The sequence below is a fragment of the Streptomyces sp. NPDC056222 genome, assembly GCF_042264065.1.
Taxonomy (GTDB): Bacteria; Actinomycetota; Actinomycetes; order Streptomycetales; family Streptomycetaceae; genus Streptomyces.
In genome coordinates, this window is sequence record NZ_JBHJTL010000036.1 from 38241 (window position 1) to 60318 (window position 22078).

Here is a 22078-nt window from a genome sequence, read left to right on the forward strand (position 1 = left end):
CACGGCGACGGAGCTGCTCGCCGCTCGGGCGGCCGGCGGCCTACTCGTCGACGATCCCGAAGCCCACCTCGTACGGAACGCCCGGCTGAGCCATCACCCCGAGCATCCGCCGGGCCTCCTCCTCCAGCTCGGCGCGCTGGGCCTTGGTCGTACGGCCGAAGGGCTGGACGGTCATCGTGGTGCGCTCCTTGGTCTCCTCCAGTCGCCACAGTCCGGCGAGTTGCCCGTCGAGGAGGAAGACGCAGTACGCCTGGTTGCCCTTCCAGGTGCGGTTGCGGGCCTCGGCGGCGACGACGCGGCTGCGGTCGGCGTGCGACAGGAGCAGGTTGTCGAACTCGGGGAGGAAGCGCGGCGGGGCCGGGGTGTCCTCGTCGGGGCGCGGGGCGTCGGGCAGGTCGAAGAGTTCGACGCCGTGCTCGTCCTGGAAGGTGACGAGCCCGGGCCGCAGGCGCTCGAAGGCCTCGCGGAGGCGGGTGAGGCCGCACCAGATCTGCATGTCCTTGACGGAGGCGGGGCCGAAGGCGGCGAGGTAGCGCAGGACGGTGTCGTCGAGGACGGCCGCGGCGGGGGCGGCCGCGGGACCAGGATCGGCGGGGGCGGGCCGGGCGGCGTCGGCGGAGACGGCTTCGCCGGGGGCGGCCGCGGCGCGCCGGCCGAACCAGGTCTCGGCGGTGGTCAGACAGACCTGCCCGCTCCGGCGCCACAGACCGCGAGGGGTGACCTGGACGAGGGGCAGCAGGCAGCGTGCGGCGACACCGAGGGACTGGGGGTCCGCGTCCGGCCACTCCACGAGGAGGGCTTCGCGGATCTCCTTCGGGGTACGGGGCCGCTCCTCGACGAGTTCGCGGGCCAGGGCGGCGAGCCGGTCGAGGTCGACGCCGACGAGGCCCTTGCGGAAGATGCCGATCTCACGGGAGCGGGCGGGCTGGACCAGGGGCCGCAGGGTGAACACGTCCGCTGCGGTGTGGGTGTGGATGGTGGAGCGCATGGTGACGATGCGGGCGACCCGGCGGGACTCCATGACCGCGGAGAGGTGCTCGGGCCGGAAGCCGTCGAGACGGGCGGCGAGCGCGTAGTACGGCGGCTTGGTGTTCTGCGCCTGGAGTCCGAGGAGATGCGAGACGGCGTCCTCGGCGGACATCGCGGCAGGGGCCAGCAGGAGCTGACGGGCCAGCGTGGCGCGCCCCAGGGCGCGGGTGGAGAGGACCGGGTTCGTCGTCTTGAAGGCCATGGACAGCACGCTACCCAGACTTGCGGACAGCTGTGGTCCGCAATGGCACACCCATGCTCCGATCGCCGACGCGCTGTGGCAATACGCCGCGTATATCCTGCCCGGAGACCCTGGACCCGATCATGAACACGGAGAGGGACCCCACGATGTCGGAGCGCCGCCCTCGCGCAGCCTGGCGCCGCCAGCCGGAACCGCCGACCGCGCCGCCGGAGCCGGAGCCGACCGGGCCCGAGACCGTACCGGCCGACCGGCCGAGCGTGGTGCAGGCGAGCCTCTACCGGGACGGCCGCCGGGTCGCCTCTCCCGCCACGCTGGCCGAGACGTTCCGCCGGCTGCGCGAGTATCCGGACGGCATGGCGTGGATCGGCCTGCACCGCCCGACCGAGTCCGAACTCCACTCGCTGGCGGGCGAGTTCGACCTGCACGAGCTGGCCGTGGAGGACGCGCTCGAGGCGCACCAGCGCCCGAAGCTGGAACGTTACGGCGACACTCTCTTCGTCGTGCTGCGCGCTGCCCGCTACCTGGACGCCCAGGAGGAGGTGGACTTCGGCGAGCTCCACATCTTCGTGGGCCAGGACTTCGTGATCACGGTCCGGCACGGCGCGGCTCCGGACCTCTCGGCGGTCCGCCACCGGATGGAGGAGAACCCCGACCTCCTGGCACTGGGCCCGGAGGCGGTCCTGTACGCGATCCTCGACGCGGTGGTCGACGGCTACGCCCCGGTGGTCGCGGGGGTCCAGAACGACATCGACGAGATCGAGACCGAGGTCTTCGGCGGCGACCCGTCGGTCTCCCGCCGCATCTACGAACTCTCCCGGGAAATGGTCGAGTTCCAACGCGCCACCCGCCCGTTGGTGGGCATGTTGCACGGCCTGATGGCAGGCTTCGCCAAATACGGCACGGACGAGGAACTCCAGCGCTACCTCCGTGACGTGGCGGACCACGTCACCCACACCAGCGAACGCGTGGACGGCTTCCGCCAGGCCCTGACGGAGATCCTGACGGTGAACGCGACCCTGGTGACACAGCAGCAGAACGCGGAGATGCGGGCACTGGCGGAGGCGGGCTTCGAACAGAACGAGGAGATCAAGAAGATCTCCGCCTGGGCGGCCATTCTCTTTGCACCCACACTCGTTGGAACTATCTACGGCATGAACTTCGAGTCCATGCCTGAGTTGGGTTGGAGCCTCGGATACCCCTTCGCGGTCGGTTTGATGGGGATGGTTTGCGTCAGTTTGTACGTGATTTTCAAGCGACGGGATTGGCTCTAGAGTCGGCCGACTCTGTTCAAGCAGCGTGCATGGTTTGCTTCTGCACCTCCCACACAACCGCCCCATCTGGGCTCTGGGGAGTCCCTGGGGAGAAGTGATGCGGGTGATCTCGTCTACCTGCCTCCAGCAACGCCCTGACCAGGACTTTTACCCTCCAGCAGGCGCTGGGGAGAATCCGGGGAGAATAGGCTGACGACACAGCTCCTGCGTCTGCGGCTTCGTCCCTATCCTGCTTGCTACTCAACATCTCGCCGGTCGCCCTTGCCGCCCCCTAACAGATCACAGACAGTGACACCGGGTTCTGAGCGGAGCCACACGTCCGCCCTCTCTGTACGGCCCCCTGACTGTGGTGACGAGTCGTGTTCTGGTCAGCCCAGCCTCTTCGTGCACCAGGTCTCATGCGCAAGCGGGCGACAGCCCGTGTCGCCTGCTCAGGGCAAGAACGGGCTGCGGCAAGCAGCCGGCTCACTGGCGGGAGCCGTCCCTGCTCACTCCGGCGCGGGCTCGCACATCATGGCCCGCACCGCTTCTGCGGCCGCCATAATGGAGGCATGTCCTCCAGCCCGCAGCACCCCGCACCCGCGCCGAGAGACCTCTCTGTTGCGGACGCCGCGGACCTCGCGCTGTACCGGGAGAAGTTCCGGCGCCGTCTACCGGAGTCGCTGGACGAGCTGCGCGGGCCGACGCACGGCGTCGTAGAGCTGCCGCTGCACCTGGCCTGGTCCGGGATGACCTCGTACGACCTGGGAAAAGCTCGCCAGCGCATGGGCCTGTACCGCACCGTCCTGCACGAGGGCCTGCATGACGACCTGCCCCGCTACCTCAATCAGGATCTACTCTTCCAGCAATGGCCCGTGCTGCGCACCCTCGTCGGTCGCACGGTGCGCACCGTGTGGGAGGACGCCTTCCCCCAGCTCGCCTCCAGCACCCGGGCAGCCGCGTGACAGACATGCCGGAGCTGCACACCCGGCTACTGGCGGATGTGATCGCCCTCGGCTCGCCGTATCCCTTGGTCCTCACCGGCGGGTATGCCGTGAGGGCGCACCGCCTCGTGAACCGTCCCAGCCAGGACCTCGATGTCGCCACCGAGAACCCGGCGCCCATGGCCGACATCGCGGCCTCGCTCTGTAGCGGCCTCAAGGCCAGGGGCTGGAAAGTGCAGGCGCTGGAGACTGCCCCTCTGTCCGCTCGCTTCACCGTGACCGACCCAGTCACCGGGCAGGACTGTGAAGTCGACATCCTCAAGGAGATCTTCTGGCGGCCCGTCGCCCAGAGCCCTTATGGGCCTGTCCTCGCGGAGGAGGACGTGATCGGGACCAAGGTCCGAGCCCTTGCCGACCGAGGAGCGCCCCGCGACCTGATCGACGTGTTCGCTGCCTCCCGCCGCTGGACGAACTCCGAGCTCGAGGAGTTCGGCCGCCGCCACGCCCGCGGCCGCTTCGAGGGCGAGGACCTCCAGGCAAACCTCACCGGCGCTGAGTGGACCGATGACGAAGCCTTCGCCGCCTACGGCCTCGACGATGCGAGCATCACCGCTCTCCGTACCTGGGCCGTGGAGTGGGCCGACGACCTCGCGGCCCGACTCCTCGAAGAGGCCGATGTCCCGGACATCGACTGATCGCACCGCGGATTCCGCTCCTGCCGAGGGCCGCCCCTGGAAGACCCTCCTTGAGGAGGCTCGTTTCGTCACTGAAGGTCGACGGTCCGCAGGGCAGGGGGGAGCTCAGCTCGGTACGGGATCAGGCCGAGACGGCGCTTTTTGACGGTCGCGGCCACCGTGATGTGGGCCTGCGTCGGCACACCGACTGGGGTCCGGATGATCAGGGCGAGCGATTCGTCGCCGACCAGGTGCGTGTCCGGGGTGGCGGCAAACCTCCACTCGGGATCGCTGTCGCGTTCACCCATGCCGACCACGAACAGCTCCTCGCGTCCGCCCTGGTACGGCGTGAACTCCACACCTGCGTCGACGAGCATGAGATTGGCGGTCAGCGTCAGCGAACCGGAGGGCACGACGGGGACGGCCCGCTTTTTCGGAGAGATGGACCACGCGATGGGCTGTCGTTCGGCTGGCTGGCCCGGGGCCTCCAACCGGACGCCGATGCCCGCGTTCGTAAACGGAGCTCCCTCCGGCGAAGGGCGGAAAGAGCAGACGAGACTAAGGAGCAGGTAGTCGTACTGGGCGGACTGCGACTCCAGGAAATCCCCCCAATCGCCATCCCCTTCGGCAGCCTGCATGCCGGTCAGCGGGCGCACGACCGGTGCACCCAGCGAGATCCGCCCTGTCAGCGGGGGCTGAGGGGTCGGTGTCTGCAGGAGGAGGGTTGGAACGAGCGTGAGGTCGTAGGAGGTCGCTGCCTTTGCCGTCAGCCGGTCGAGAGAGGTCATTCGGTGGCTTCCTGTGGGTGATGGGTGGCGCTGCGCCAGTCCCCGATGAAGCAGAACGCGCCCCAGTCCCGAAAGGCCGGGTAGCAGGAACGCGTCGTGGACTGGGCTGTCCGGAACGCGGTACGCCGGTCCCCGGAGAGAGCGAGCTGTTCGTACAGGGTTCCGAAGAACGTGGTGGCCACGTCAGGGGACACAGGCCACAGGCAGCCGACGATGGCGGCAGCGCCGGCTTGAAGGAAGGCGGCAGGCAGGCCGTGCAAATTGTCGTTGATGTCGAATCTGCCGAGGGCTGACTCGCATGCACTCATCGTGACGAGTTCGACGCCACGCAGATCGACCCTGAGGATGTCATGGGCGAAGACCCGGCCGTCGTCACCCCGTTCCGGGTCCGGTGACAGGAACAGGCATTGGTGCCAGGGTGCCCACTCGTTGTGTGAACCATGTGCCGCCACATGGATGTAGCGGGCTTCGGGCAGTGCCTCCAGGAAGCGGCGAGGAGTGGCATCAGCCCCCAGCACCGGGGTTGTGCCGCCCATCGCGGCAGCAATCCGTGCGGTGTGGGCCTCCAGTGTGTTCGTCCCTCCACTGTCGAATGCGAAGGCGGCAAGCCCCCGCTGAGGGGAGGGGGACGATGCGGGGCGACCGAGGAAGGCAAGGCTGGATACCTGGGTCACGGTCCAGTCGTCGGCGAGGAGGCGGGCATCTGCGGACAGCAAGTGAAAGGGAAGGTAATGCAAGGGCCCGTTGGGCCAGACGCAGAGATGCGACTTGCCCTGGGTGAGCCATGAAGGCAGAGCATCAGTAAAGCCGGCGAGATAGGAGCGGGAGTCGTTGGTCAGCAACTGGGCGGCGGTGCGCGACACCTCACGGTGCAGGGGGTCGGCGGTGATTTCCTGGCGCAGCTGCGCAATCTCGATTGCGGCAGGCGAGACGGTGAGCGTGTGACCGGCTTTGAACACTCGGACCAGGGCACCTTCGTACATCGGGAAGGCCATGGTCCGGTGGAACAGCTCCTCGTTCGTCACCGCCATCCCATGCAGGGCCATGACGGGGTTCGCTGAGTCCGAGTGGGCGACCTGCCCCAGGAAGAACGAGAGCAGCACGGTGTCCGGAGGAAGAAGCTTCTGGATCTCGTCGACCTGAAGAAGCGGGAACCACGTCGAGCCCCGCACCAAGCGGAGTTCCCCACTGATCCAGCGATCGGCGGCGCGCTGCAGGTTACGCACTTCGGTCTCGGCGTCGTGGTCCGGTTCGGCCTCACCTGAACCCAGGTGATAGAGCATGGCGGTCTCGGCTCCACCGGGTAGGTCGAAGTCGGGCAGCGGTCCGGGAAGACCTGCCTCGGCAATGCGTGCACGGGCCAGGACTCCGTCCAGGCGGGCGGAGAACTCAAGGGCACCCGGGCGCCCCACCGAGAGTGTGAAGTCCATCCCCTTGGCAGCTTGATGAATGCCGGCCATCACCGAAAGGTTGATGGTAGGGCCGCTCGCACTGAAGGCCAGCGACTGGTAGAGGTTGTGCAGCTTCCAGTCCACGGCCTCGTCCGGAACCTGACGCAGGAACACGGACGCCGGGATCAGCGCGATCGCGGATCGTTCGGCTTCGGGTCCCTCGGAGGTGGAGGCGCATCCCAAGCCCGCGTCGAGGGCTGCGAGAGCGAGGTCAGTCTGTCGACACAGCGCGAAGCCGAAGGCTGCGGAGGCGAAGAGAGCCGCGGCGGTGCCCAGCTGCTCTTGTTTCTGAGCGTGCACTCCCATGTCGTGAGCGAGTGCGGCATCAAGGTAGGTGATCGCATCGACATGGCGTCGAAAGAGGGAGGGTGACACCTGTCGCGCCTCGTTGATGAGGTCACGTCCGACGTCACCCTGCTGTTCCGGATCCGCGTGTGCCGCAAGGTGAAGAAGCGTCGCCGCTCGCTGCTCGGCGGGCCAGCCCTCCGCCTCCGCGGAGGAGCGCACGTGGTCGGCGAGCTGGCCCACCTGCGTCTGCTCTGGTGCACAGATCAGACGGTCATCGGCAAGGCAGTGCACCTCGCTCAACCAGCGCAGCCGGCGGTGGGAGTCCATGGACAGATACGACAGCTCACGGTCGGCCGCCCTCAGCAGACGGGCCTGAAGATCGAGGCGATGAGCTTCCGTCGCAAGGGTGAGCGCCTCCGCGAAGACGCAAGAGGCCTCATGGAGCCCTTGCCGTTGCCTGATCACGGCGAGAGGCACGGGCAGCATCGCGGCAAGGTCGTCAGGCAGGGTCAGTTCGCCGAACCGGTACAGAATCCGTAAGAGGTAGAGGTGGGCCAACGGGTCGCGACGCGGATCGATGACGTCGAACGCCTCCCGGGCGGCGATGAGGATCTCGCGGTCGTACGACTCGCTCCGCATCCCGGCAAGGAAGGAGAGCGCCTCGGTCAGAGCCTTCAGCACCCGCCCCCGCTCGTGTCCCGTCGACAAGTCGGCGGATTCGCGGAGGTACGCGACAGCGGCCGCAGCCGCGTCAGGCGGCGGAGGCATGTCCGGGACTGCGGTGTGGGCGGGATCGTCCGGGTGGAGAGATTGATGTCGCCTTTGGCGTTCCTCCCGGATGCTCAGTGCGCTGGTGAAGTCCCACCCTGCCGCTTCGCCGAGGTACGGGCTGAGATGCAGCAGTCCGGCGGCGAAGAGAGTTTGGGCGAGTTCGTCGGTGCCCGCTGCCCCGGCGACTCCGCGCAATGCGTCGATCTGGGCTCGCACGGCATCATGCGCACGTCGGAACAACTGTCCGTCGGGGCGCTCGACCAGACTTAGCCGCGCGGCCTCGACATAGGCGTCGGCCGCCCACCACCAGGCGCCCCCGACCCCCCTCCCCCAACGGACGGATGCGGCCTCCAGCACGAGAGTGAGCACAGGTACCGCGTCCTGCGGCGTTCCGGATTCGACGAGGCGCAAGGCACCTGCCACGACGGAGGCGACCGCATCCTCCGAGAGCACGAAGGCCGGGTCGATGACCTGACGGATGGCTTCGGCCTCCGACACGATCCGGGAGATGGTCTTCGAGCCGAGTTCGGCGAGGTACCGCGCCTGGCCCGTACTGTCCAACGAGGCAGACGACACCCCGACTTCCGGGAGTGCCTCCTCTCGCTCCTCCTCCCCTTCCTGCCCAGGCTCTTCAGCGAAATCCCGAGCCGTGCGTTCGAGAAGCAGTCCCATCGCCTTGCGTAGATTCGCATGGTCGGGCTCCCGTCCCGCGGCCGTCCGGAGATCCACTCCCAGCCGCAGCCATGAGACGGCCTCCTGAAGCCCGGCGATGCCGTCCGGGAACAGAGTCGCCTCGGCCATGCGGGCCAGACAAAGACCGATGGTCCCCGCTGAATCCGCCTGCTCGGACGATCCCTCCGGGGCTTCGGCGAACACTGAGCGTGCCGCGCATTCCGCCGCGGCGAGGTCGGCGAGGTCGGCCGAGACGACGAAGCGGCGGGTGTACGCCTCGGCAAGAGTGAGTTGTCGACGCGACCGACGGGCCTGTGAGTCCTCCGGCAGGGCAGCTACGTGAGTGAGCAACCGGATCCCCGAGTCCGCATCGTCCAGGCGACCGGAGACCAGAGCGCTCCGGCAGAGCGCGAGACCGAGCGTGGTGTCGCGGTACGGACTAGGGGCGGAGCCCCGCAACAGGGCGATCGCCTCGTCGAGCAGCGCCGGATCACCGCCCTCCTCGACATCCAGCACGAGGTCGCTCGCGTGGTCCACGGGGTCTTGCCACGGGTCGTGGCCAGTCTCCTCCGTGAGCCGGGACCATAATTCCCGAGGCACACGACGGTGATCGACCAGATACAGCATGCCGAAGACAAGCATCGCCGTCCTGAGGTCTGCGGCCGACAGCACGGCTTCGCTCTGAGCAACGGATCGTGCCCAGTAGTACGCGGCGACCGTGTGCAAGATCTCGCTGTCCACCTCTCGGAGCTCGTCCAGCTTTTCGCTGACCATCGCCATGAGTTCCGAGGCGCACGTCATCCCCGCCTCGTCGAGCACAGCCCCCGGAGCCTCCCCGTTGCGGAACGCCAGGATTCTGTCGCTCAGCTCTCTGAGAAGTGTCGCCTGCAATCCCGTGACCTCCCAAGTGTTGAGGGTAGGCCAACAGCGCTGTTCGCGGCGTGCAATCTGCTATCGCTCACTCCCACTCCTCCGACAAAGGTGCACACCTGCGGAAGCGGGCCTCGCCCGGGTGACATGCTCCGTTGCGACGCACTCACGCTCTCGTGGATCAGTCCAGGAGCCCGGCGTCGCTCGCAATGCAGACGGAGAGCTCATCGGCGATGCAAGGGCGTAATCCGGAACGCAGACCACCGGCCGTCAGAAACCGGTCTCCCAGCTGTCCTCTGCTCACGCCTCTGGCAGGATCGGCTGCGACCACTGCGTCGGCGGCACTGGGCCTCCGCCCAGCAGGGCGCGCAGCACGACCGCGTCCTCCTCGCCGAAAGGCCGCAGAAGACGGAGCGCCGTTCCCAAGAGATCGGCGTAGACGAGCAATGCCCGAGCGCCGGGCGGGCCGGCAGTCTGCGTGGAAAAGTTACACCTCAAGGCGTACCCCCCGGGTGTCACGGCCAGAGCCTCGACGACGCCCTCCTCCTGCCCCAGCGCCGCACTGATGCCGTCCAGCTGTGGATCGTTGGTGACATCTTCGCCAGGCGAGTCGTATCCGATACTCCGGTTCGGCGTCATCATGCGAATCGACGTGAGCGTGATGCCGTGTCTGTTCGCCCGCTCACGTACCTCCGCCAACAACGGAACTTCACGTTCCTCGGGGAATTCCAGGTCCTTGCGGCTGCCTGCGATGTGCGCGACGAAATCCGGCCCCTGCAGGGCTAGTCGCCCTCGGTCCACCACCCAACGCCAACTGCCGCCCGCGCCGCGCCCTTCGACGACCATGCAGACATGGGCCTTCCAGACACCGACAGCGCTACGCATGAGGTGTTGCAGGTTCTCGGTGTCCGTGATGCCGCTGTCGAGCAGCGGCTTGATGTCCACGAGCGGCTGGATACGCCGCCAGAAGTCTTCGTCCTCGATCGCCTCCGAGGACAACAGCAGGTTCAAAGAGGTGGCGTCAAGGGACGAGCGCAGCGGCACGTTGCCGGGGAAGTCCGTCATCGATCGACCACTGCCTTGCCACATCGCGGCCATGAAAGTGGCAAGCCGACGCGCCACGCCCGGGGTCGTGCGACGGCTGAGCGTGGTGAGGGCGGCACGCGTCGGGGCCTCCCGGCCCTCGCGGGCCGCACCGACTCCCAGGTCCACCGAGGCGAGGAACTGTTCCACTTGGTCCTGTCTCAGAATCCCGCGGCCGCCTTCGACGATCGCTTCGGAAGCCAGTGCGACCGGCGAGCGGGTCATCGAGAGGGGAGGCAGGGCCCCGAGTCCGAAGGGGTCCAGAACGAGCGTCTGTCGCTCCCCCGCGATGTCGTCCAGTCGGGTCCACGAAGGACCTTGCCCGACCTGTCCCAGCGGCACGACGAGCGGTTGTTGCTCTCGTTCGAGCAGCAACACGTCGTTGGCGAGGAGAATCGGATCGGATGAAGTGCGGAGATAGACGCGCCGTTCAGCCGCACCGCGGCCGTTCTTCCACGTCATCAACAGGTCGGGAACGTAGGTGTGGTTGAAAAAGGGGGTTCGGACAATCTCGGCTGAGGGATGCACTGTAAGCAGCCGGCGCTGCACCACATCCTTGACCCGTTCGACGGCCTCACGGGGGTCAGGGTGGTCGAGCGCGCGATCGATCTCGGGTGCGACCGGTGTCACCATGACGTCTTCCCCTCGCTGTTATAGAAACGGGCGACGACTCCACGCCAGTCGTCAATCGGAACGAGCTTCTCCTGCTTCTCCGACATGACCACGATCCAGAGCCGCGCCGACAGCTCATCGACGATCTCGTCCTTGATCAGTTCCCTGGCCTCGTCTAGATCTTCCGTGCCTAAAGCACGAGCCGCCTCGGCGAGAACGGCTTCCCGGATCGTGTCCGGTGCCGTGAGCACATCCCAATCGCGTGCACGGAACGGCGCCCAGCTGATCCACATGTAGTGATCGCCGAGCATGTAGTCCTTGCTGAGCGCGACATAGCACTTGGCCAGAAAGCTCTTGTACTCCGTACCTTGATCACTCGAGTTCCGGCGCCACTTGACCTCGGCGCAGAACATCTGGCCATCCCAGTCTCCGCCACGCATGACCCCGCCGAGGTCGTAGGAGAACTGCTTCTCATTGCCGTGCGGCCAGTGGAGGGTGAGCTTCTTCGCCCAAGCGCCGTCCGTATTGGTGTACGACTGGGCCACGCGCATGGTGCCCTCAAGCCATCTCTTCGCCCGCTGGACAGCCTCTGCACCTACAAGGTGCGCTTCTTCACCTGGCACCGGAAAAGGGTGCCTCAGCCAAGTTTCCGCTTCAAGTGGTTGAAACCGGCCAGCCGCTCACCGGCTTGCGACGGGCGCCCCCTGCGTACTGTGCGCAGCGGAGCGGTGCACTCGAACCATGCCTCTACCTCCCTGCAATTCTGCTGATGGCAGGCGTGTGCACGAGCCTGTACTTCATCTTCAAGGGGCGGGACTGGCTGTAGAAGTCGAGCCGGACGTGCATGTCCTGTGGCCAGCCGTCGAGCAGGTCCCCGGCGAGTTCGGCGACCCCGGCCCCGTCACGGACCTCGCCGTCCGGCTCGACGGCCGCGGTCCAGGTCGAGGCCGGGTCCTGGAGAACCTACTGGTGGATGGCCTCGGTGATCACCATGCCGACCGAGCAGGACAGCCACCGCCCGCGCTGGGCGAGCCAGTCCACGAGCTCATGGGTTCCGCCCGCGGGGATCACAGCGGATCAGAGTCCGCCGGCCCCTCCCGTACTTCTTGGGCAGTTGGGCCAGGGCGAGGCGGGTGACGGCGACGTGGTCGGCGGCCGTGTTCGAGCCCGCGTTGCCGGGGCGCAGAAGGCGGCGACCGGTTCGCCGTTTCCTCCAGGGCCGTGGTCGACGAACCCCGTCAGCGGGTGGTGGCCGCAGGTCTTCTTCCAGGTCGGGGCCGCTTCCCGCCTATGGCGGCACGAGCACCAGTCGAACGAAGCATCCATCGCCGACCCGGCGGAGGTTGCCTACTATCCGGTGCACGCACGTACCGGTGTCTTCCGACCCTGGTGAAGATCGCTGGGATGCGCTGAGGAGTGGAGGACTGTCGAGACCGTACGCCGACAGCCCCCATTCAATCATTGAATGGGGGCCCCTTTGGCGAGATGCCGTCAGCGGCTATTCACCCGAACCATAGACTTGGAAGCTCGCGATTTTAGAGTTGCCATTCCGCGTGACTGTGACCCAGTACCGCTGGTTGTTCCGCACGTCATAACTGATGGTCGTGCAGGTACCTGCGCCGCCCTTGTTCCACTCCCTTTCCTTAACCCAGTCATTGAAGGCGTAATAGTACATGTGGATACGAGCCTGGACGCCGTAGCCGTCGGCATAGGTGTCGCAAAGAGTGAACTTGTCGCCATTGTCCTTGTAGGCGATGCTTCCGACGGTGCGACCGTCGATGACGAGGTTGACCTTGTCATCACCAGTTGCGTGCGCAGGATTGGAGAGGCCAGCCATGAAGGCCACTGGCGCACATATTGCCACTGCTCGGGCAATCCATCTCCTGGAAAACATTTACTGTTCCCTTTCCTCGGTTCGTCGAGTTTCCGCTCAGCAGTCAACCATGAGCACATTGACCCGCCCAGCGATTTCGGAGAAATTCCGATCAATAGTGCTTATCGAAAGCCACGCGGGAACTTATGTCGTCCCGACCGGCAGGAGAATCGACCGCGTAACGCAGCACGATCCCGAAAGACGCTGAAAGACTTGTCCGCGCAGGTCAGGGCGGGCACAGTCGCATCGATGCAGGTCAGCGCCAGCAGGTGGACAACTTCAAGAAAATCTCCTCGCGGGCCGCCATCCTCTTCGCCCCCACCCTGGTCGGCACGATCTACGGCATGAACTTCGACAACATGCCGGAGCTGCACTGGGCGGGCGGGTATCCGTTCGCGATGGTGCTGATGGCGGTGGTGTGCACGAGCCTGTACGTGATCTTCAAGAAGCGCGACTGGCTCTAACCTCGATCTTTCGTGACGGGTCGTCGGATCTTCCGGCGGCCCGTTTCGGTTTGTCGGGCGGTGATCGACAGGTTGGTGGCCCGGCTGTCGCGTCGGGTGGGCGCCGGGTTCCACGGCTCCGGTCAGGGGTTCTGCTCGTCGGGGCGGGCCCCCGGCTCTGGGAGCCCCCTCTTCCGAACCCCGGCTGAACTGCAATTCCTCGGGTCCTGGAACAACTTCCTGTGGCCCCTGGTCGTCGCCCAGAACGAAGACCAATACACGCTGCCCGTCGGCCTCGCCCTCGTCAGCAGCGGCCAGGACTTCACCCGCTACGGAGTCCTCCTCGCCGGCGCCGCCGTCGTCCTGATCCCCGTCCTGGTCGTCTTCCTCCTCTTCCAGCGCCACTTCATCGCCGGCATCGCCACCACCGGCCTGAAGTAGCCGCCTCCGGTCTCACCAGACCCCGGCCCCGCACCCGCCGAGGACCGCGTCGCACAACAGGCGGCGCGTCCTGCCGGCAACGCCAGCGAGCCCCACCGGGCCATCCATCGCCGCAACCTTCACCCGGCCGCGACGGACTACGCGGGTGCTTGAAGCCTTCGATCACCGGTCTGCCTCAGCGCGCAGGGATGTGCCCGCTGCGGCGGACCGGGTGCACCACCCCTTCGATCTCCGGTCCGCCCTGCGGGCACCGACGTGCCCGCCCCGGCGGACCGGGTGCACCACCCCTGCGAGACCCGGCCTTCCCCGTCAGGGCCCCGATGAGCCATCGGGGCAGGCCGGTGCACCACACCTCGTACCAGGTCACCCCCACCGAAGGAGAGCCGCACCGTGTCCATCCGAACGACCACCAGAGCCCGCGCCGCAGGCGCAGCCCTGATACTCGCCGTCTCCTGCCTCGCCGCCGCCGGCACCGGCACCGCTCAGGCCGCCGACCCCACCGCCCAGGTCTGGGTCACCACCGCCGACGGGTCCAGGAAACTGGCAGCCGAGACCGTCCCCTTCAACAGCTCCGTGCAGCCCATCGACATCCGCGTCGACACCAACAGCAAGGGCCAGAAGTTCACCGGCGCCGGCGCCTCGATCACCGAAGCCTCCGCCCACCTCATCCAGAGCCTGCCCGCCGACAAGCGCGCCGACCTGATGAAGTCGCTGTTCTCCACCACCGAGGGCATCGGGCTGAACTACCTGCGCCAGCCGATCGGCTCCACCGACTTCAACTCCGGCGGCTTCTACACCTACGAGGACACCGCGGGCTCCTTCTCCATCGCCCGCGACCAGCAGCAGATCATCCCGGTCATCAAGCAGGCGACCGCCCACAACCCCGCGATCCGGTTCATGGGCACGCCCTGGTCGCCCCCGGCGTGGATGAAGACCGGCAACTCGCTCAACGGCGGCAGCCTCAAGACCGACCACTACCAGGCGTACGCCGACTACCTGGTCAAGGCGATCAAGGCGTACGGGCAGCAGGGCATCAACCTCAGCGACCTCACCGTCCAGAACGAGCCCGAGTTCCCCACCACCTACCCGTCGATGTCGATGACATCGTCCGAGCAGGCCGCGTTCCTGAAGGTCCTCGACCAGACCCTGACCGCCAACGGGCTCCCCACCAACATCCTGGCGTACGACCACAACTGGGATCACCCGAACTACCCGGTCGACGTCTTCAACTCCACCCAGGGCATCCAGCGCGTCATCGGCGCGGCGTTCCACTGCTACGGCGGAGCCCCCTCCGCGCAGCAGCAGGTCGTCAACGCCGGCAAGCGCGTCTTCTTCACCGAGTGCTCCGGCACGGACACCGCCAACACCTTCGCCGACACCCTGCAGTGGCACTCCGAGAACCTCGTCGTGCAGAACATGCGCAACGGCGGCGAGACCGTCGTCAACTGGAACATCGCCCTCGACCAGAACGGCGGCCCCCACCAGGGCCACTGCACCACCAAGTGCAACGGCGTCGTCGAGATCGCCAACGGCAACGTCACCCGCGGCGCCGAGTACTACGTGCTGGGCCACGTCACCAAGTTCATCAAGCCCGGAGCCACCCGCGTCGGCTCCACCAGCCAGGGCGCCGGCGGCGTGCAGAACGTCACCTTCCAGAACCCCGACAGCTCCTTCGCCGCCTTCGTCGTCAACACCGCCACCAGCTCCCAGCAGTTCTCGCTGACCGAAGGCGGCAAGACCCTCGCCTACACCCTCCCGGCCGGCGCCATCGCGACCGTCACCTGGACCGGCGGCACCACCAACCCCGACCCGAACGGCCCCATCGACCCCGCCGCCTGGTACCGCGTCGTCAACGCCGGCAGCAACGCCTGCCTGGACGCCGCCGACTGGGGCACCGGTGACGGCACCGCCCTGCAGCAGTGGGCCTGCGGCACCGACATCATCCAGAAGTGGCAGCTCCGTCCTACCAGCGACGGCTACTACCAGGTCGTCAACCAGTTCAACAACCGCGTCTGGGACGTCGACGGCGGCCCCGGCGCAACGGCCGACGGCACCAAGGTCCACCTGTGGACCTACCTCGCCGGCACCAACCAGCAGTGGCGCCCCGAGCCCGTAGGCACCAACGGCCAGTACCGCTTCGTCGCCCGCCACAGCGGCAAGTGCCTCGCGATCAACAGCGGCTCCACCGCCAACGGCGCCCGCTTGGCCCAGCAGCCCTGCGACACCTCCAACGCCCAGAAGTTCTCCCTGACCAGCTGACCGAACCTCCACAACGCCACACAGCGGGGCCCGGCGCACACCGCCGGGCCCCGCCCGCCTCTCGCCCCGGGGCCGACGCAGCGGCCGCGCGGACCGTGACCGCGGCTGCAGAACCAAGCAGCCCGAAGACCAGGCCCACGCCGTAGTAGAGCCCGACCGCGACACCGAGTGCGAGGAGGACCAGCCGCACGGCGAATTCGGTCACCGTGGCGTCGCGGGCGGCCCGCAGAGGCCGGCGGGAGTCGCAGGTCAAGCGAATGCGGGGGCTACCGCCCCGGCGCCGGTAGCCAACACACGGCCCTCGTCATCGGCGTACACGTACGTGGCCGTCCGGGTCGAAAGTGGCGGCCGCTCCGCGGCCACGGAATATACGGGCTGAGGGCATGCCCTGATCACGGTGGAGGAGGAGCCGTTGCGGGAGCAGCCCGCCCACGACCTTCGCCGTCGAGCGGACACGAGGGTAGGACCGATCGCTTCCTCACCTGGGAAGTGCTTCTTTCTTCGCAGCCGACAGGCCCCTCAACAAGTCCTACCGTTGCAGGTCAGGGGCATCTTCCGCGTTCTTGATCAACCATCGGGCAGTCCATCTCGTGCAAGCGCGAGGCTGGTGTCACCCGCAGCTCACACCGTCCCGTCCGGCGACGAGGATGCCGTCGTTTCGGCGGATGGTGCGCGGAGTTCCGCCCAGACCGTCTTGCCTTCCTCTCCGTAGCGCACGCCCCAGCTCTCCGAGAGCGTCGCACAGATGTGGAGTCCGCGACTGCCCTCGTCCACCGCCTTGGCGTGGCGCAGGTGAGGTGCCGTGAGCGCGGCGTCGTCGACTTCGCAGATCAGTGTCGACTCTCCCCGGATGAGGCGGAGGGTGATCGGGGCGGCCGCGTAGCGGACGGCGTTGGTGACCAGTTCGCTCACGACGAGTTCGGCGGTGAACGGATCGACCGCGAGCCCCCATGCGCGCATGTGTGCTTCCGCCTGCCTTCTGGTGCGGCCGACGGCCTGGAACTCGGGCGCTACGTCGCACTCCCACACGTCCCGCTCGGGCAGCCGCCTCGTGCGGGCGACGAGCAGCACGCGGTCGGGCGCCAGCAGCCGCTCCACGTCGTCCGCCATCTCCTGCGGGCCGCGCCCCGGGTGGCCGAGCGCGGCCGCCAGCCGGTCGAGTGTGGGCCCCTCCTCCTCCGACAGCGCGGGGGAAGCGAGGCAGATCGTGCTCCCCTCCGGCAGGACATGGCCGGCGCTGGCGAACGGGGGGCCTTCTCCCCCGAGAAGAGGTCCCTCGGCCACGGGGTCGGCGTCCACGGTGCCGTCCGGACGGACGACCACGAGGAGCGACCGGCCGGCCCGGGCGACGTCGAATCGTCCGCTGACGGGGTCGTGGACCGCGAAGGTGCAGTGGACCGTCGGCTCGTGAAGCCTCTCCGCGTCGCTCTGTTCCCGGGCGAGTCGCAGAACCGTGGAATGCAGGCGTGCGAGCAGTTCGTGCGGGTCGAGATCCAGGGTGGTGAGGCTGTGGACCGCGGTACGCAGTCGGCTCATCGTGGCGACGGTGCTCAGCCCGGGGTTCTGGACCTGCCCCACCACCAGCGCCACGCGGGCGCCGGGGAGCAGCAGCGTGTCGAACCAGGAGCCGGCGCCGCTGCCGGCGGAGCGGTGCCGTTGGGCGATCTCGGCGGCCCGCTGCGTCTGACGCTCCTGACTGAGGGGCCAGCTCTGCAGAGCTGTCATGACGACGTGTTCGCGGGTGAAGCGCAGCGCGTTCTCCAGATGGCCGGCGGTGCGCGTGGTGATGCCCTCCGCCAGATCCACGTCGCCTGCGGTGAAGGCTCTGCCGCCGGGTCGCCGCTCGAAGGCGACCACCCCGAAGATCTGGCCCCGCGCCGACAGCGGCGCGACCAGTCGCGGGGTGGCGACGGTGCCTCCCGGGCCGGGGCGATGCGACACGGAGGGCGGCAGGATGACGGCGGAGGTGGGAAGCTGCGGGCCGAACAGCCCGGGCAGCAGCACCGAACCCGCCGGTGGGACGGGGCAGTCGCGGTGCGAGCTGCCCGCCGCGGCGCAGCGCAGCAGCGTCTCACCGTCACGGGACAGCAGCTCGGGCGCCCTGCCCTGCAGAACGCCGTCGGTGAGCGCCACCACGGCGCTGTCCGCGAAGTCCGGTACGACGACGTCGACCAGTTCGCCGGCTGTGCGCTCCACGTCGAGACTGCTCCCGATGCGTTCCCGGGCCTTGTGCAGGAGGCGTAGTCGGGCCTGTGCGCGCTCCCGGTCGGTCACGTCGACCGTGGTCGCCACCAGCCCCAGAACCCGGCCCGCCCGGTCGCTCAGGCGGTGGACCGCCATCGAGACGATGTGCTCCTGTTCGGGGTCCGCGAACGGCCTGCCGCTCAGCAGGACGTCGCGGACCGGCCTCCCCGTGACGAGCACCTCACGCAGCAGGGACTCGTCCAGGTGAACCCCCAACGGCGCGTACGCCTCCGTCGCCGGAAGGCCGAGGACGCTCTCCTGCGGGATGCCGCGCACGCCCATGGCCACCGGGTTGATCCGCAGGACCCGCAGCTGCGGGTCCAGGATGTGCAGGCCGATGTCCGCCTGCGTGAACACGGCGTCCAGGATCGCCTCACTCAGGCCCGACAGGTCGTCGTCCTCGGCCCGGACCTCCCACGCCCGTTCGGGGTCTCGTTCCGTGACCGGTGCGATCGTCCACGGCCGTCCGGAGCCTTCGGAGCCGAGGAGGTCGAACACGCCCCGCCCCAGGGCGTCCGTCACCGGACGGCGGAAGAGGTGTTCCGCTCCCTTGCTCCACTCCACGACCTGGCCGTGGACGTTCAAGGTGAAGAGAGGGTCATCAGGCACTGAAATCGTCACCCTCCCATGTCGCAGCCGAAGTGCCGACCCTGTCTTCCCCTGCTCGCGGGCGAGCCGGGAAAGCCCGCGGGGTCGAGCTCCCGCTCCGCGACCATGATGCTCATGCCCTCACCGTGCCCCATTCCCGCGCGCGGACCGCACAACGACGCGCGTCAGGGGCATGCGCCGCCCGCACGGGCACCTGGCAGCCGACGCTGTCACCAGGGCATCCCGTGTCGGCGACACGTGCGGGCGGTCGAGGCGTTGTCCCCGCGCGCATCGCTCCAGCGCGGTCACCGTGAACCGGTCGATGACGATCCAGGAGTCCGTTTCGGCGACGGCGCGTTCGGCCTTGTGCCTCGCACGCCAGGACCGCCCTGGGCAGGGCGGTCCGCCGGTCACCATGCCGTACGCCCGTCGCCGGACCTCGTTCGCCCCCGGAACGGCGAAGGAGAACCTGACGGGTCGATTCCCCTGGTTCCACCGCCGGCGCGCCTCAGCGTGTGGGTGGCACAGCCGTCTCGCGATGCCTGATGTTGACGGCCGCGGCCTTGGCCAGCGCCACCGGGTTCAGGAATTGCAGCGGACCGATCAGGCGGGATGCGAACAGGTGCATGTGCCGCGCCAACGACTCGTCGCGCGCCGCCGCCGAGAACATCAGCCGCTCCATGGGGTTGAACGGACGCGCCTTGGCGAAGTCGGCGGCCAGGAACTGGTGACCGCTCAGCCGGCGCCGGTGCCTGCGGGCGTACACCGCGAGCGATGCGTCCAGGTCTCCTTGGCCTGCCGCGGCCGGGGCGACGGTCTCCGCCAGCCAGTGCGCGGACTGCAGGGCCCACCCGCATCCCACTCCCCAGAGGGGATCGCCGGTCAGGGCGGCGTCGCCGATGAGCGCAAGGCCGGGTGCGGTCGGCTTGCGGCTGTGCAGCGGGTAGTTGACCGCGCCGACGATCTTCGACACGCGCTCGGCGGAGTCGATGGGCGGAGCGTCGGGCAGGCCGCGGACGAACTCGAGGAAGCTGCCCTCCAGGTCCTCCCGGAAGGCCGGCAGCCGCTTCTTGTCCGGGAGCACCGCGAGGACCGTCACCCCGTCGTCGTTCGGGAACGCGTACGCCATGTCGGGTTCGAGGAACCAGGCGTGAGCGATCCCGTCGTGCAGGGGGAGGTCGCGGAAGTGCGCGAGATAGCCGAACCGCCCGTTCTCGTACTGCCGGGACGGCACCCCGGCGAACTTCGCGACGGCCGAGTCCTTGCCGTCGGCGCCGACCACCAGGCGGGCCCGGATCTCTCGCTCACCCTGTGCTGTCGACGCGCGCACCCCCACGGTTCGCCCGGCGTCCTGGATCAGCCCGGTCACCTGGTGGCCGAGGAGCAGATCGACGCCGGGGGTCTGGGCCGCATGGGACCTGATCAGCGGATCGAGGGTGCTGCGCCGGACGTTGTACGCGTAGGGCAGCTCGGGGCCTCCCGGCGCGGCCCTCGGCGCGATCCATCCCCAGCGGGTGTACCAGCGGGCCTCGTTACGGACGGCTCCCGCCTTCTCCAGAGCGGGGACGAGGCCGAGTTCGTCCAGCACCGGGTAGGCGTTGGCCGTGAGGGAGTGGGTGCACAGCACCTTGTACGCGTCGGGGTCCGAGCGGCGTTCCAGCAGTGCGACGCGGACACCGCGTCGAGCCAGCAGGATCGCCGCGGCACTGCCGGCGAGGCTGGCTCCGCCGATGACGACGTCGTAGTCGGCTGCCGCGCTCTCAGGCTTGGTCATGCGCTGATCGTCCCCCTCGGGGTTGGTGCCGTTCGTGGGAGTGGTCCGGTGCCACTGCTGTCAGGCACATGCCGAAGTGTAGAGAGCCGGGGGTCGAAACCGCCCGACCTCGTCGGAGATCGCGGACGGACACCCTCGGTGGGGCGCCGGCGGTCCGAATGATCCGTAAATGATTGGCGTGACACCCGGACTCGGCGGATCATTCGCAGGGTCCGCGTTCCATGCGAGCCCGCTCACCCCTCCGGGAGAAGTCGTGATGACCGTTGCCGCGTCCGAGCCGTCCGGGGACCGGCCCGAAGTTCGCGTAGTGGCCGGGGTGGTCCGCGGTAGCCGTGAGGCGGGAGTGGCGGCCTTTCGGGGGATCCCGTTCGCCGAGCCCCCGGTCGGCCCGCTGCGATTCGCCGCGCCGCAGGCCGTACGGGGCTGGAGCGAGGTGCGGGAGGCCGTCTCGTACGGTCCGCCGCCCCCGCAGGCAGGGCATTTCGGCATGGACGCGCTGTCGCAGGAGGCGCCGGGTGACGACTGGCTGACGGTCAACGTCTGGTCGCCCGAACCGTCCCCGGGCGCCGGTCTGCCGGTGATGGTCTGGATCCAGGGCGGCGCCTACGTGTTCGGCATGTCCGGCCTCCCCGAGTACGACGGGGGCCGACTCGCTCGGGACGGCGAGGTCGTCGTGGTGACGTTCAACTACCGCGTCGGCATCGAGGGCTTCGGGCAGATCGAGGGGGCTCCGCCCAACCGAGGGCTGCTCGACCAGGTCGCCGCTCTGGAGTGGGTGCGCGACAACATCCGGGGCTTCGGCGGCGACCCCGAGCGGGTCACGGTCTTCGGACAGTCGGCGGGTGGTGGATCGATCGCCGCCCTGCTGGCGATGGACCGGGCGGCCGGATTGTTCCGCCGGGCCATCGCGCAGAGCGTGCAGGGCACGTTCTTCTCACCGGACCTCGCCTCGGACATCACCGCGGCCTGCGCCGCCGAACTGGGGCTGCGGCCCACGGTGACCGACCTGTCCGGGGTTCCCCCGCACCGGCTGCCCGCCGCGGGCGACGCGGTCGGCGCCGCGATGGACCGGTGGGTGGAACGCTGGGGGCAGCCCGCGTACAGGACGATCCCCTTCTCACCGGTCGTCGACGGCGACATCCTGCCCGTCACACCGTGGCAGGCCCTGTCCGACGGCGCCGGTCGTGACATCGAACTCCTCGTCGGCCACACCCGCGACGAGCAACGCCTGTTCACAGCGATCACCGGCCTGCTCGGCGAGGTGAGCGAGGAACAGGCGGCAGCCGCCCTCCGCTTCCTCGCCCCGGGCCCCGACGGCGCGCGCCGGTACCGCGAGGCGTTTCCGACGGCGGATCCGGACGGGTTGTACGAGCTGGTGCAGTCCGACTGGCTGTTCCGTATGCCGTCGCTCCACCTCGCCCAGGCTCACACGGCCGCCGGCGGCCGCACCCACGTCTACGAGCTGACCTGGAACGCCCCGGGCATGGGCGGCGCCTTCGGCGCCTGCCACGGCCTCGACGTACCGCTCGTCCTCGGCAACCTGGACCGCGGCCAGCCGGCCATGCTGATCGGTGAAGCACCCGCCCCGGAGGCGGAAGCCCTCTCCGCCCGCATGCGCGCCGCGTGGACGTCGTTCGCCACGCACGGCGACCCCGGCTGGCCGACGTACGACGCCGAGCGACGACTCGTCCAGGTCTTCGACACCCAGCCGGCCGTCACCGCCTACCCGGAAGAGGCCTCCCGCCTGATCTGGCAGGACCACACGTTTCCGGTACTGCCGCTGATCGACCGGTAGCGTCCGACCGCCCGGAACGCGACTGCC

General features: G+C 68.4%; 14 protein-coding genes and 2 pseudogenes. 7 read left to right on the plus strand and 9 right to left on the minus strand.

The features are described from left to right. Window positions 1-40 precede the first annotated feature (40 nt). Window positions 41-1231: a winged helix DNA-binding domain-containing protein gene (locus tag ACFC0D_RS18860; protein ID WP_376436874.1), complete on the minus strand. Its 1191-nt coding sequence runs from the start codon at window positions 1229-1231 to the stop codon at window positions 41-43. A gap of 146 nt (window positions 1232-1377) precedes the next feature. Between ACFC0D_RS18860 and ACFC0D_RS18865 the strand changes: the two genes are divergently transcribed. From ACFC0D_RS18865 to ACFC0D_RS18875, 3 genes are all read left to right on the plus strand, one after another. Further along, the gene (locus ACFC0D_RS18865; RefSeq protein WP_376436941.1) at window positions 1378-2502 is read left to right on the plus strand and encodes a magnesium and cobalt transport protein CorA; all 1125 of its coding nucleotides are present in this window, start codon (window positions 1378-1380) and stop codon (window positions 2500-2502) included. 551 nt (window positions 2503-3053) lie between these two features. Further along, the gene (locus ACFC0D_RS18870; RefSeq protein ID WP_376436877.1) at window positions 3054-3446 is read left to right on the plus strand and encodes a hypothetical protein; all 393 of its coding nucleotides are present in this window, start codon (window positions 3054-3056) and stop codon (window positions 3444-3446) included. A 5-nt stretch (window positions 3447-3451) separates the two neighbouring features. Next, window positions 3452-4120 (plus strand): nucleotidyl transferase AbiEii/AbiGii toxin family protein, encoded by a 669-nt coding sequence (locus tag ACFC0D_RS18875; protein ID WP_376436879.1) that lies wholly within the window; start codon window positions 3452-3454, stop codon window positions 4118-4120. Between the two features lie 68 nt (window positions 4121-4188). Here ACFC0D_RS18875 and ACFC0D_RS18880 read toward each other — a convergent pair whose 3' ends face one another. From ACFC0D_RS18880 to ACFC0D_RS18905, 6 genes and pseudogenes are all read right to left on the minus strand, one after another. Continuing rightward, a complete protein-coding gene (locus tag ACFC0D_RS18880; protein WP_376436882.1) occupies window positions 4189-4887 on the minus strand; it encodes a hypothetical protein in 699 nt (232 codons plus the stop codon). Next, complete coding sequence (locus tag ACFC0D_RS18885) at window positions 4884-8888, minus strand: CHAT domain-containing protein (protein ID WP_376436885.1); 4005 nt, start codon at window positions 8886-8888, stop codon at window positions 4884-4886. Before ACFC0D_RS18885 ends, ACFC0D_RS18880 begins: the two co-directional genes overlap by 4 nt. 351 nt (window positions 8889-9239) lie before the next feature. Beyond that, a complete protein-coding gene (locus ACFC0D_RS18890) occupies window positions 9240-10655 on the minus strand; it encodes a hypothetical protein (RefSeq protein WP_376436888.1) in 1416 nt (471 codons plus the stop codon). Continuing rightward, the gene (locus ACFC0D_RS18895) at window positions 10649-11257 is read right to left on the minus strand and encodes a hypothetical protein (protein ID WP_376436890.1); all 609 of its coding nucleotides are present in this window, start codon (window positions 11255-11257) and stop codon (window positions 10649-10651) included. Before ACFC0D_RS18895 ends, ACFC0D_RS18890 begins: the two co-directional genes overlap by 7 nt. Before the next feature lie 214 nt (window positions 11258-11471). Next, window positions 11472-11924, minus strand: a pseudogene (locus tag ACFC0D_RS18900) (transposase); the annotation flags it as partial. A 208-nt stretch (window positions 11925-12132) separates the two neighbouring features. After that, complete coding sequence (locus tag ACFC0D_RS18905; protein WP_376436893.1) at window positions 12133-12471, minus strand: hypothetical protein; 339 nt, start codon at window positions 12469-12471, stop codon at window positions 12133-12135. A gap of 311 nt (window positions 12472-12782) precedes the next feature. Between ACFC0D_RS18905 and ACFC0D_RS18910 the strand changes: the two are divergent. The 3 genes and pseudogenes from ACFC0D_RS18910 to ACFC0D_RS18920 form a co-directional block, all read left to right on the plus strand. Continuing rightward, a pseudogene (locus ACFC0D_RS18910) lies at window positions 12783-12971 on the plus strand (CorA family divalent cation transporter); the annotation flags it as partial. 60 nt (window positions 12972-13031) lie between these two features. Beyond that, the gene (locus tag ACFC0D_RS18915; RefSeq protein ID WP_376436896.1) at window positions 13032-13391 is read left to right on the plus strand and encodes a hypothetical protein; all 360 of its coding nucleotides are present in this window, start codon (window positions 13032-13034) and stop codon (window positions 13389-13391) included. 396 nt (window positions 13392-13787) lie between these two features. Further along, window positions 13788-15650 carry an RICIN domain-containing protein gene (locus ACFC0D_RS18920; protein ID WP_376436944.1) on the plus strand — a complete coding sequence of 621 codons (1863 nt, stop codon included), beginning with the start codon at window positions 13788-13790 and terminating at the stop codon, window positions 15648-15650. A 621-nt stretch (window positions 15651-16271) separates the two neighbouring features. Here ACFC0D_RS18920 and ACFC0D_RS18925 read toward each other — a convergent pair. Together ACFC0D_RS18925 and ACFC0D_RS18930 are read right to left on the minus strand one after the other, a co-directional pair. Beyond that, complete coding sequence (locus ACFC0D_RS18925) at window positions 16272-18503, minus strand: SpoIIE family protein phosphatase (protein ID WP_376436899.1); 2232 nt, start codon at window positions 18501-18503, stop codon at window positions 16272-16274. Between the two features lie 487 nt (window positions 18504-18990). Continuing rightward, entirely contained in the window at window positions 18991-20256 is a 1266-nt protein-coding gene (locus tag ACFC0D_RS18930) for an NAD(P)/FAD-dependent oxidoreductase (RefSeq protein ID WP_376436902.1), read from the minus strand. A gap of 256 nt (window positions 20257-20512) precedes the next feature. On the opposite strand from ACFC0D_RS18930, the gene ACFC0D_RS18935 reads away from it, so the two are divergent. Further along, a complete protein-coding gene (locus ACFC0D_RS18935; protein WP_376436905.1) occupies window positions 20513-22051 on the plus strand; it encodes a carboxylesterase/lipase family protein in 1539 nt (512 codons plus the stop codon). Window positions 22052-22078 lie beyond the last annotated feature (27 nt).